This is a genomic window from Caulobacter sp. GW821-FHT09B08 (assembly GCF_059418225.1).
Genome location: NZ_JBWKPL010000008.1, coordinates 112,745 through 124,324, shown reverse-complemented (window position 1 = coordinate 124,324; position 11,580 = coordinate 112,745). Strand labels below are relative to the sequence as shown.

The window sequence follows — 11,580 nt, the reverse complement described above, 5'->3', positions numbered from 1 at the left end:
TGGCCTAGTAGGCGTTCTCGGCCAGCAGCAGGTGCGGCACGGTCAGCAGCATGATCCGCAGATCGGTGAACAGGGTCCAGTTGTCGATATAGTCGATGTCGGCCTTGACCCGCTGGGACATCTCCTCGACCTCGCCGGTGGCGCCGCGCAGGCCCTTGATCTGGGCGAGGCCCGTCAGACCCGGGCGGGCCATGAAGCGCTGATTGTAGCTGGGGATCAGCGCGCCGTAGTAATCGTCGTGGGCCTGAGCGTGCGGCCGGGGGCCGACCAGCGACATGTCGCCCTTCAGCACGTTCAGCAGCTGGGGCAATTCATCGACGCTGGCCATGCGGATCAGCTTGCCGATCTTGGTGATGCGGTCATCGCCCCGTTGGGCCTGGACGACGCTGGGGCCGTTTTCCTCGCAGCGCATCGAGCGCAGCTTGTAGATGGTGAACGGCCGGCCGTTGAGTCCGCCGCGCGTCTGCCGGAACAGAGCGGGTCCGGGGGACTCCAGCTTGATCAGCAGCGCCGTGAGCAACAGCACAGGTGCGAAAAACACCAACAACAGCAACGCCGCGCAAAAATCGCAGAAGCGTTTGATCGGATCGACCGCGACGCGCGGAAGGAACTGGGTCGTAGCGTGCTGCATGACTTCTGTATTCAAGCTCCCCGTCACCGCACAATCCCCTACAAATCCGCCCAGAGTATGGTCCAGAGGCAGCCCAAATTCTCTCTACCGCAATGCAGCGGCCGCGTCGCATATAAACCTCAGCTTAACCATAGATTATGATGAAGATGCGTAAATCACGTTCGTTAGGCCAGGGTTAGGGCTCGTGATCTAAGCTCCAAGTTCAGAGGAGCGACCCCCATGTCCACCATTCAGGCCAACGTTTCACTGATCCCCGCGCCCCGCGCCGCCACGGCGCGCGCCTCGCGCCGTCTGCCCCGCCTGGCGGGCTGGATGCTGACCGCGATGGTCGCCGGCGCCTGCTGGTCAGGCCTGGTGGCCCTGGTCCGCCTGGCGTTCTAGCCCAAGCCTTCAGACTTTCGGACCTGACATGCGCCGCCCTTCGGGGCGGCGTTTTCTTTGTCCGGTTTCCATGCCTTGCCCGGGTCCCAACGAGAAAAAGCCCCCGCGACCAAGTCGCGGGGGCCTTTTATTTGGGCGTTGTCCGTTTCGGATCCGGACCGGATCAGCTGATCGACACCCACGCGCCGGTTTCGGCGACCTGGCGCTGGATCCAGGTGTAGTTCAGCTCTTCCCAGGGCGTGGCCCAGGGGGTCAGGTTATCCAGCACCCAGTCGCCGGACTCGAAGCGCACGATCAGGACGGCGTGGGTCTCGCCGCGCGCGGTGACGGCGACGGCCATCGACAGGGCCTTGGCCGGAACCCCGGCCTCGATCAGCCGGCGGCGCTTCTCCAGGGCGTAGTCCTCGCAGTCGCCGTACATCTTGCCGTTGATGACGCGCGGCAGCGACCAGTACTCGGGCATGCCGTAGAGATCGAAGTCGGTGGCCTTGCGGACCTCGCGGTTCACGTCGCGATTGACCGCGTTGATCATCTTCATCTGCGCCTGGCGCAGCATGGGGTTCTCGTCCGCGACGGCCAGGACCGTGGGAGCGGCGACCGTGGCGGGCGCTTCCGGGGCGGTCGTTTCGAACGCCGCCACGATCCGGCGCTCGGCCGTGACGAAGTCCTCGGCGATCTCCGGACGATAGGCCTGGAGGCCGCCGTGCGGCTGGACCTGGGCCTCGGCCCGCTGCGCGCGCGCCAGCTGCGGGAACGACGAGGCGCCGCCGATCGACGAGGTGACCTGGACCGCGTCGGTCGCGGCCAGTTCCGCCGAGGCCGCGACCGCCTGCAGCGATCCGCAGGGGATCCCGCCGCGCTCGCAGAGGTCGGTGAAGCCGGGCGGGGGCGCCATGGCGCCGCCCTGAGGCATGAAGGGACGCGAGCCCGCATAAGCCGCCGTGCTGCTCAGCAGAGCTGCGGTCGCGCTAACGATAGTAACTAGCTGGCGACGGGTGAACATGGAAGTCTCGCTGTTGAATGCGAGACCAAAATGCAATTAACGCCTGAATATCGGCTCAAAAGATGTGGTAATAACTAGTAAAAGTTCTTTGGTTATTTGTCTGTTATTGATTAATGAACGACTTTGTATTTACGTAAATTGTAGATTTATCGACGAGGTTTATTTATCCTTAACGGCCACGGCGGCGGTTGATTGGCGCGAAGGGGTGGGGCAAGTTGCCGCCGTCGAACGCTGGCGCCCGACGGCGCCGATTGGCCAGGTGATGCGCTTCAACTTTCTCCGTCCCAAGGCTCGCTCCGCGGCCAGTTCCGCCGCCGTGTCCACGGGCGGTCGGCTGATCTATGCGGTGGGCGACGTGCATGGTCAGCTGGAGCTGCTGGACATGCTGCTGGACGCCATCGCGCGCGACGTGGCCGGCCAGGGCCGGGGCGAGCTGCCGGTGCTGATCTTCGTGGGCGACTATATAGACCGCGGTCCGGCGTCGAAGGGCGTCATCGATCGGCTGATCGCCCTGAAGTCGGCGGCCGACCGCAGAAGCGGCTTCGAGCTGCGCGTCCTGATGGGCAATCACGAACAGACTCTATTGTCGTTCCTGGAGTCGTCGGAGGCGGGGCCCGCCTGGGTCGAGTTCGGCGGCGGCGAGACCCTGGCCTCCTACGGCGTGGTTCGCCCGCCGGGGCGCGGAGACCCCGAAAGCTGGCGCGTTGTCCAGGCCCAGTTCCGCGAGGCCCTGCCCGCGGAGCACCTGGCGTTCCTCAAAGGGCTGGAGCTGTCGGCGCGATATGGCGACTACCTGTTCGTCCACGCCGGCGTGCGGCCGGGCGTGCCGTGGGAGCAGCAGGAGCCCGAGGATCTGATGTGGATCCGCAACGACTTCCTCAGTCTGCCGCACCGCCTGGGCTGCGTGGTGGTGCACGGCCACACGCCGGACGCCGAGCCGTTCCTGGGGAAAGATCGCATCAATATCGACACAGGCGCCTATGCGACGGGCGTATTGACCGCCGTTCGTTTGACCGAGAGTCCGCCCGTTGTGCTTCAGGCGCGAAAGTCTCACCTCGGGTAGCGCTTCGCCTTGTCGTCGTCACATACCCATGTCATGACATCGCTCTATAGGGACTGATGTAATCTTGAGAACTCTTAACCGATGACTATGGCTCGACCTTTCTGGAATGTGTTCGCGTCGTCGTTGTGCGCGGCTCTTATCGGCCTGATGGCCGCGCCCGCCCTGGCTCAGGATGCGCCGCCGCCTCCGGCGCCCACCTACGCGGCGCCCGGCGCGCCCGAGTCGGTGATCTCCGAGCTGGATTACCGCCTGGGTTCCGGCGACAAGGTGCGGGTCACCGTCTATGGCGAGCCCGATCTCTCCGGCGAATTCTTCGTGACGGGCTCTGGCCTGGTCTCCCTGCCGCTGGTCGGCGAGGTCAAGGCCGCGGGCCTGACCGTCGGCCAGTTCCAGGAAGCCGTGCAGAAGGCGCTCAGCGACGGCTACCTCAAGGAGCCGCGCGTCAGCGCCGAGGTTCTGGGCTTCCGTCCGTTCTACATCCTGGGCGAGGTGACCAAGCCGGGCACCTATCCCTATACGTCGGGCCTGACCGTGTTGAACGCCGTGGCGACCGCCGGCGGCTACACCTACCGGGCCGACAAGAGCAAGGTCTTCATCAAGCGCAACGGTGAAAGCACGGAGACGAAAACTCAGCTTTCGCCTTCGACCACCGTCGCGCCTGGCGACACCATTCGCATCGGCGAACGGTTCTTCTAGCCGCCCGGACGCGATTTCTCGCGTCTGCACTTCAACTGGGCCGACCCGCCTAAACCCACGGCGCTTCAACCTGGGCCGCCAGAGCCCGCTCGGTTTCGAGCGGTTCCCGGTTGCCTCGCGCCGTCGATTTAAGCGACTAGGTTCGCGACTGTTTTTGTCCCGCTGCATTGGGCGGGGGTCTTTAAAAGTGGGGATACTATGCGCGTAGCGATGATCGGCACGGGCTATGTCGGCCTGGTGTCTGGGGCGTGTTTCGCCGATTTCGGTCACGTGGTGACCTGTATCGACAAGGATCCGAGCAAGATCGAGCGGCTGGAGAAGGGTGAGATCCCGATCTTCGAGCCGGGCCTGGACGACCTGGTGGCGCGCAACGTGCGCGAAGGCCGGCTGTTCTTCACCCTCGAAGGCGCCCAGGCCATCAAGGAAGCCGACGCGGTGTTCATCGCCGTGGGCACGCCCACCCGCCGGGGCGACGGCCATGCCGACCTCTCCTACGTCTACGCGGCCGCCGAGGAGATCGCCGGCCTGATCGAGGGCTTCACCGTCGTGGTCACCAAGTCGACCGTGCCGGTCGGCACCGGCGACGAGGTCGAGGCCATCATCAAGAAGGTCCGTCCCGACGCCCAGTTCGCGGTGGTCTCCAACCCCGAGTTCCTGCGCGAAGGCGCGGCGATCGAGGACTTCAAGCGTCCCGACCGCGTGGTGGTCGGCACCGACGACGAACGCGCCCAGGCGGTGATGCGCGAGCTCTACCGCCCGCTGTCGCTGAACGAGACGCCGATCATCTTCACCGGCCGCCGCACCAGCGAGCTGATCAAGTACGCGGCCAACGCCTTCCTGGCGATGAAGATCACCTTCATCAACGAGATGGCCGACCTCTGCGAAAAGGTCGGCGCCGACGTGCAGCAGGTCGCTCGCGGCATCGGTCTGGACAAGCGGATCGGCGGCAAGTTCCTGAACGCCGGCCCCGGCTACGGCGGTTCGTGCTTCCCCAAGGACACGATCGCCCTGGTGCGCACGGCCCAGCAGTACGGCGCGCCCACCAAGCTGATCGAGACCACCGTCACGGTGAACGACTCGCGCAAGAAGGCCATGGCCGAGAAGGTCGCCGCCGTGCTCGGCTCCGACGACCTGTCGGGCAAGACCGTCGGCGTGCTGGGCGTGACCTTCAAGCCCAACACCGACGACATGCGCGACGCGCCCAGCCTGGATATCCTGCCGGCGCTGATCGCCAAGGGCGCCACGGTCAAGGCTTTCGATCCGGAAGGCGCCAAGGAAGCGTCGCACATGATGCCGGACGTCACGTTCGTCGGCGGCCCCTATGAGGCGGCCGAAGGCGCCGACGTCCTGCTGATCATCACCGAGTGGGACCAGTTCCGCGCCCTGGACCTGACCCGCCTGAAGAGCCTGCTGAAGGCTCCGGTCGTGGTTGACCTGCGCAACGTCTACAAGCCCGCCGAAATGGTCCGCGCCGGCTTCACCTACGCCTCGATCGGGCGGGGCGCATGAGCGACGGGCCGGTAATCGTCACCGGCGCAGCCGGTTTCGTCGGCATGCACGTGGCCGAGCGCCTGCTCGACCGTGGCGAGACCGTGATCGGCGTCGATGTCTTCAACGACTATTACGACCCGGCCCTGAAAGCCGCCCGCGCCGCCCGTCTCGACGGGCGGCCGGGGTTCACCATGGTCCGCATGGACATCGCCGACGCCGAGGCGGTGCTGGAGCTGGTCCGCTCCAGCGGCGCCAAGCGCATCGTGCACCTGGCCGCCCAGGCCGGGGTTCGCTACTCGATCGACAATCCGTTCGCCTACCAGCGCTCCAACCTGGCCGGCCACCTGTCGATCCTGGAGGCCGCGCGGCACAACGGCGTGACCCACCTGGTCTACGCCTCGTCCAGCTCGGTCTATGGCGACCGGCCCCAGTCCCTGGGCGCCGGTGAGGGCGCGGGCTTCAAGGAGACCGATCCGGTCGACGCGCCGGTGTCGCTGTACGCGGCCACCAAGCGCGCCAACGAGCTGATGAGCATCAGCTACGCCAAGCTCTACGGCTTCCCGATGTCGGGCCTGCGGTTCTTCACGGTCTACGGTCCGTGGGGCCGCCCCGACATGGCCTATTACGGCTTCACCCAGAAGATCCTCAAGGGCGAGCCCATCGAGGTCTATGGCGAGGGCAAGATGGCCCGCGACTTCACCTATATCGACGACATCGTCGACGGAATCGTCGGGATTCTGGACAATCCTCCGGCCCGTGGCGGTCACGAGATCTACAATATCGGCGACAACGATCCGGTCGGCCTGATGGACATGATCACCACCCTGGAGGCCGCCATCGGCCGCGAGGCGGTCAAGATCATGCGTCCCATGCAGCCGGGCGACGTCACCGCCACCTATGCCGACGTTTCCAAGCTCAACGCCCTGACCGGCTACAAGCCCAAGGTGAAGCTGAAGGAAGGCCTGGGGCGGTTCGCCGAGTGGTGGCCGACCTTCCACGGTCGATAGGATGAGGTCGGGGGCGGCCAGGGAACGGATGGAGCGAGGGCAGGATGGTTGAAGAAACGCCGACCCTCGTCTCCGCGCCGGCCAAGTCGGAGCGTCAGAAGCTCGACTGGCTGCAGTGCGGCCGGGCGATCGCGGCTATCTCGGTGTGCTGCTTCCACGCCTCCGAGCGGGTGGCCAAGCACGCCGAGAGCCTGACGGGCTTCCACGTCTTCCAGTTCGGCAAGCTGGGCGTGGACCTGTTCTTCGTGATCAGCGGCTTCATCATCTTCTACATCCATGCCGCCGACATCGGCCGGCCCGCCGCCCTGGCGCGCTACGCCTATCGCCGGGCCACGCGGATCTATCCGCTGTACTGGATCCTGTTCGCCCTGGTGATCCCGCTGTACTTCGTTGTGCCCAGCGCCGGCGACGGCACCGCGCGCGATCCGGCCAGCCTGATCCGCTGCTTCTTCCTGCTGCCCAATGTCCCCAACGGCCAGGTCATCGGCGTGGCCTGGACCCTGGTTTTCGAGGTGTCGTTCTACGCGATCTTCTCGCTGCTGATCCTCAGCAAGCGGATCGGCTGGGCCCTGATCGGGCTCTGGGCCGCCCTGATCGTGATGAACAACACCGGGGTGTTCACCGCCCAGGGCTATGCGGCGCCGTATCTCAGCCCGCGCTATTTCGAGTTCGCGGTCGGCGCGGCCGTCTATTTCCTCAGCCAGCGCTGGCGGCCACGATGGGGCCTGGCCCTCTCGGCGGTCGCCACGGTGGTGCTGTTCACCGGCGGCCTGGTCGTGCCGGCTTTCGCCGCGACGATGGACGTGCTGACCGGTCAGGTCCTGCTGGCCGGCGTGCTGTGCGGCGCCATCGTCTTCGGCCTGGTGACGGCCGGCGGCGCCGGACCCCAGGCGACGCCCGGCGGACGCCTGCTGACCGCCCTGGGCGATGCGTCCTACTCGATCTATCTGGTCCACTGGCTGGTGGGCTGGATCGTCGACAAGGTGTTCCTCAAGCTGCACCTGGCCTCGCCGCTGGCGACGATCGTCTATTATCCGATCCTGGTCGCCCTGATGATCGCCGGCGGCTACGCCGTCCACGTGCTGGTGGAGCGCCGCCTGATGAGCTTCTTCAGCGAGGTCTGGCGTCGCCGGACCGAGGCGGCCCGTCAGCGTCAGGCGCAGCCGGCGGTCTAGCGGCCAAGTTAGCGTACTGGGCAGTCCTGCGACGGTGCGCCGCCGACGGCGAAGTGCTGGTCGCAGAGCCACACTTCCAGCCGCGTGCGCCCGTCGGGGCCGGCGGCCAGGGGATCGCGCGGAACCCTGGCCACGCGCCGCTTCACGGTCTTGAAGTTTCCGGTCTCGGGCGGGCGGTCGACGATCCGCTCCTCGCCGGCCTGGATCTGGGCGATCAGCCGCCGATCGGTCGGGTCGCGGTCGGCCGGTCGCGCGCCGGCGTAGCGCAGGACGTCGGCCTTGACCGTGTCGGCCGGGTTCAGGGTCCAGTCCAGGCTCCGGACAGGGGGCTGTTCCGCCGGGGTCAGGCCGGGGCCGGTCTTGACCGCCTGCCCCCGGGGGCCGAGCTCGGTCAGGTTGCCGTCGACGAACACCTGGTCGTCCGCGTCCTCGCCCTTCAGTCCCATGGGGACCAGCACGCCGGAGATGGTCTTCTTGGTGTCGGGGCCGGCCTCCACGACATTGTTGATCACGGTGGCGCGGGTGGGAGCTTCCGACCCCCGGCCGTAGAAGTGGATGGCGTTCTGGCCGGGATTGACGATGTAGTTGTTGGCCACGAAGGCCGAGGTTCCCTTTCCCACCACGGGGTTGCGGAACATGTTGCTGGCCAGCAGGTTGCCCGTGATCGCCACGGCCTGGACATTGGCCCCGATCAACAGGCCCATCGAGTGCTTGCCCTTGGGGTGCCCGGCGTTGCTGAGGGCCTCGGCGACGATGCTGTGGCGGACGGTGACGTCGCGGGTGGTGGGGTACCAAAGGCTCATGGCCTCGTCGACCGACCAGCTGGCGCTGACGTTCTCCAGCCGCACCTGGTAGGAGTGGTTGGCCTCGCCGGACTTGGAATTGCCGTCGATGCTGATGGCGTCGCGGTTGCCGTTGATCTTGGCGGTGTCCGCGGGACCCGAGCGCACGGCGATGTGCTGGATCACCACGTCGTGGGTGCGGATGCGCAGCGGCCCGCCCCACAGGCTGATACCCGGGGCCGGGGCGGTCTGGCCGGCGAGGGTGACATAGGGCTCGTGGAGCTTGAGATCGCTCTTCAGCGCGATGGCGCCCCCCACGTCGAAGACGATCACCCGGGGACCCTTCAGGTCCAACGCCTCGCGCAGCGAGCCGGGGCCGTCGTCGTGCAGATTGACGACATGGACGATCCGGGTGTCGGGGACGAGGCCCCCCTTGGTCGAGGCCCCGGCGACGACCGGCTCACTCGCAGGAACGGGCGCGGGCGGATCCGACTGGGCGAAGGCGGTCCCGGCCAGTCCCGATGCGCCGCATAGCAGGACCGCGACCAGGCGACCGAGACGGGATGCCGGAGTGCTCATGAACGCGCCTTGTCCAAACACGCCCCCTTCAGCCCGTCTCGACGTTCCCTGGTCGGTTCGTCCGTTTTATGGCCTCGCGGTCAGGGACGCGAAGGTCATTCGCCGGCCGTGACGGGCGCCTTCTTCTTCTTGTTGAGGAAGCCCGCCAGCAGCGGCTGGACCTCGTCCTTGATCTCCAGCACGAACTTGCGGCCCACCACCCACAGGGTGGCGGTGTAGATCAGGCCGCCCGCCGCGACCATGGCCAGCATGCGGGGCATGGGGTGCAGGTGCTGCAGCAGGTGCTCGCGCGCCACGTACAGCAGGCCGGCCATCACCACCCCGGCGAAGAAGGTGGGGAAGATGCCCTTGAACACGTCCATGGGCTCCAGCTCCAGCGCCTTGCGCAGGAAGAACAGGGCGAACGGAATGGCCACATAGGCGCGGATGCTGTAGCCCAGCGCCACGGCCTCGGCGCCCCAGCGGACCATGATCAGGGCGATGGCGACGTTGATCGCCATGTTGAACAGGCTGTTGAGGAACACGAAGCGCGTGCGGCCCACGGCCACCAGGGCCGGGTGGGTGAAGGCCAGCACCGTCTGGGCCGCGCCGCCGATGGCCAGCATCGACATGATCGTGCCGCTGCTGGCCCAGCGGGCGCCGAAGAAGATGGTGGTGAAGTCGGGCGCGATCACCGCCGTGCCCAGATAGACCGGGAAGGCGAACAGGCCGCAGGACTTGATGATCCGCAGATAGGCGCTGGCCAGGTTGCCGCGCTCGTTGGCGCGCGACAGGGCCGACAGGGCCGTGGTCTGCAGCGGGGCCACCACGGCGTCGTTGATCATGGTGACGGTGCGCGAGCCCACGCGGTAGAGGCCCACGCCCACGGTGTTGGCGAACACCCCGATGACGATCTCGGCGGTTTTGAGGTTCAGCTTGCCGAGGATGGCCGAGCTGCCCAGGTGGGCGCCGTAGGACATCAGCTCGCCGGCGTGCTGCTTGGAGAAGGTGAAGCGCGGGTTCCAGCGCACGGTCGCCCACAGGGTGATCGACTGGATGATCGAATTGGCCAGGCGGCTGCCGACCAGCGCCCAGATGCCGAAGCCCGTCACGGCCATGCCGATGCCGACCACGCCGCCGGCGATGGTGCCGACCAGCGAGCGGTTGGCCAGGGCGCGATAGCCGAACTGGCGGCGCAGCTTGGCCTCGTGCACGGCGCTGACCGACTCGATGACGAAGGTCAGAGACAGCACAGCGATGACGATGGCGATCTGCTGGCCGTAGAAATGCCCCAGCACCGGCCCGACGGCGCCGGCCAGGATCAGGGCCAGCAGCACCGAGAAGATGATGTTCAGCCAGAAGGCCGTGGAGGCGACCTTCTCGTCCCATTCCTCGCCCCGGATCAGGGCCTGGGGAATGCCCGACAGCGCCAGGGCGCGCGAGATGTCGATGAAGATCGCGGCGAACGCCACCAGGCCGAAGTCGGCCGGCCCCAGGAAGCGGGCGATGACGGCGAACACCAGGAAGCTCATGAAGTTCGAGGAGCCGCGCCCGACGATCACCCAGAACGAGCCCGAGATGAATTGCTTCTTCAGATTCATGGGTCGAGCGCTTCTACAGGTTGGGACGAGGGCGGCGCGGGGCGCGCCGCGGAACGGGGCGTCATGGCCGCCTCGAAGCCGGCGATCATGCGATCGACGGTGAATTGTCTATCGACCAGGGCCTTGGCGGCGGCGGCCAGGGCCGCGCGGCGGGCCGGGTCGTCGCGCAGCCCGACCAGCACCCGGGCCCAGGCCTCGGGCTGGCCGATCGGCGCCAACTCGCCCACCACCTCGCCGGTGCGGGCGTCGGTCAGGGTCTCGCGCTGCTCGGGGATGTCGGCCACCAGGGTCGGCATGCCCTCGTTCATGGCTTCCAGCAGGGCGTTGCTCTGGCCCTCGAACAGCGAGGTCTGCACGAAGACGTCGGCGGCGCGCAGCAGGTCGGGAATGTCGGCGCGGGCGATGGCGCCCAGGAAGCGGACGCGATCAGTGATCCCCAGGTCGCGGGCCTGGTCGGCCAGGGCCTCGCGCAACTCGCCCTCGCCGGCGATCACCGCCGTGACGCCCGGCGCCTGGGCCAGGGCGTCCAGCAGCAGGGGATAGTTCTTCTGCGGCGACAGCCGGCCGGCCGACGCCACGATCAGCCCCTCGACCGGCAGGTCGAACCGGGCGCGGGCGGCCTCGCGGGTCAGGGTCGAGGGCGTCCACTCGATGCCGTTGTGCACGACGCACAGCCGGTCGCGATAGGGCTTGGGATAGGTCGAGAACGACTGCTCGACCGCCTCGGACACGCAGACCACGCGGCTGAACACGCCGATGGAGCCCAGGGCGCGGTCCATGATCCGCATGATCCTGCCGTAGGTGTCACCGGGCGAACGCTGGGAGGCGACGGCCACGCGCACGCCGGCCAGGCGGGCGGCGGTCAAGGCCATCACATTGGCCAGCGGCAGGAAGGCCACCACCACGTCCGGCTTCTCGCGGCGCAGGTCGGCCACCAGCTTCAGGAACAGGCCCGCATACTGCAGCGGGCTGGGGCGGGGGGTGTCTTTCAGGATCCGGTCAAAGCGCGGATCCAGCGGGACCTCGCCCTTCTTGTAGAGGAACCAGTTCTCGACCGCGTGGCCGCGACGGCGCAGCTGCCGGCCCAGGCGCAGGATCGCCTCGGGCGCGCCCGCCACGTTCAGGAACGAGGCCACGCACACGATCTTCAGCGGCTTGGAGACCATTTGAGCGGCGGGGTCAGCCATGCGGG

At 67.2% G+C, this 11,580-nt stretch carries 11 protein-coding genes; 6 read left to right on the top strand and 5 right to left on the bottom strand.

Features of this window, described 5'->3' with window-relative positions:
• Positions 1-4: 4 nt before the first annotated feature.
• Positions 5-631 carry a sugar transferase gene (locus AC07OA_RS20785; RefSeq protein ID WP_494665729.1) on the bottom strand — a complete coding sequence of 209 codons (627 nt, stop codon included), beginning with the start codon at positions 629-631 and terminating at the stop codon, positions 5-7.
• A gap of 219 nt (positions 632-850) precedes the next feature.
• On the opposite strand from AC07OA_RS20785, the gene AC07OA_RS20780 reads away from it, so the two are divergent.
• On the top strand, positions 851-1,012 hold the full coding sequence (locus AC07OA_RS20780) for a hypothetical protein (RefSeq protein ID WP_494665728.1): 162 nt from the start codon (positions 851-853) through the stop codon (positions 1,010-1,012).
• 163 nt (positions 1,013-1,175) lie between these two features.
• On the opposite strand, the gene AC07OA_RS20775 is transcribed toward AC07OA_RS20780, so the two are convergent.
• Entirely contained in the window at positions 1,176-2,015 is an 840-nt protein-coding gene (locus tag AC07OA_RS20775) for a transglutaminase-like cysteine peptidase (protein WP_494665727.1), read from the bottom strand.
• Between the two features lie 316 nt (positions 2,016-2,331).
• Here AC07OA_RS20775 and AC07OA_RS20770 point away from each other — a divergent pair, with 316 nt between their 5' ends.
• From AC07OA_RS20770 to AC07OA_RS20750, 5 genes are all read left to right on the top strand, one after another.
• Positions 2,332-3,078 (top strand): metallophosphoesterase family protein, encoded by a 747-nt coding sequence (locus AC07OA_RS20770; RefSeq protein ID WP_494665726.1) that lies wholly within the window; start codon positions 2,332-2,334, stop codon positions 3,076-3,078.
• 147 nt (positions 3,079-3,225) lie between these two features.
• Entirely contained in the window at positions 3,226-3,774 is a 549-nt protein-coding gene (locus tag AC07OA_RS20765) for a polysaccharide biosynthesis/export family protein (protein ID WP_494665725.1), read from the top strand.
• Between the two features lie 198 nt (positions 3,775-3,972).
• The gene (locus AC07OA_RS20760) at positions 3,973-5,283 is read left to right on the top strand and encodes a UDP-glucose dehydrogenase family protein (protein WP_494665724.1); all 1,311 of its coding nucleotides are present in this window, start codon (positions 3,973-3,975) and stop codon (positions 5,281-5,283) included.
• Positions 5,280-6,272 (top strand): NAD-dependent epimerase/dehydratase family protein, encoded by a 993-nt coding sequence (locus tag AC07OA_RS20755; RefSeq protein ID WP_494665723.1) that lies wholly within the window; start codon positions 5,280-5,282, stop codon positions 6,270-6,272. The genes AC07OA_RS20760 and AC07OA_RS20755 overlap by 4 nt, the downstream gene beginning before the upstream one ends.
• Positions 6,273-6,316: 44 nt before the next feature.
• Complete coding sequence (locus AC07OA_RS20750; protein ID WP_494665722.1) at positions 6,317-7,447, top strand: acyltransferase family protein; 1,131 nt, start codon at positions 6,317-6,319, stop codon at positions 7,445-7,447.
• An 8-nt stretch (positions 7,448-7,455) separates the two neighbouring features.
• Here AC07OA_RS20750 and AC07OA_RS20745 read toward each other — a convergent pair whose 3' ends face one another.
• The 3 genes from AC07OA_RS20745 to AC07OA_RS20735 all read right to left on the bottom strand — a co-directional run bounded on the left by AC07OA_RS20745 (position 7,456) and on the right by AC07OA_RS20735 (position 11,575).
• Positions 7,456-8,808 (bottom strand): hypothetical protein, encoded by a 1,353-nt coding sequence (locus tag AC07OA_RS20745; RefSeq protein ID WP_494665721.1) that lies wholly within the window; start codon positions 8,806-8,808, stop codon positions 7,456-7,458.
• A 95-nt stretch (positions 8,809-8,903) separates the two neighbouring features.
• Positions 8,904-10,388 carry a lipopolysaccharide biosynthesis protein gene (locus tag AC07OA_RS20740; RefSeq protein WP_494665720.1) on the bottom strand — a complete coding sequence of 495 codons (1,485 nt, stop codon included), beginning with the start codon at positions 10,386-10,388 and terminating at the stop codon, positions 8,904-8,906.
• Positions 10,385-11,575: a glycosyltransferase family 4 protein gene (locus AC07OA_RS20735; protein WP_494665719.1), complete on the bottom strand. Its 1,191-nt coding sequence runs from the start codon at positions 11,573-11,575 to the stop codon at positions 10,385-10,387. Before AC07OA_RS20735 ends, AC07OA_RS20740 begins: the two co-directional genes overlap by 4 nt.
• Positions 11,576-11,580 lie beyond the last annotated feature (5 nt).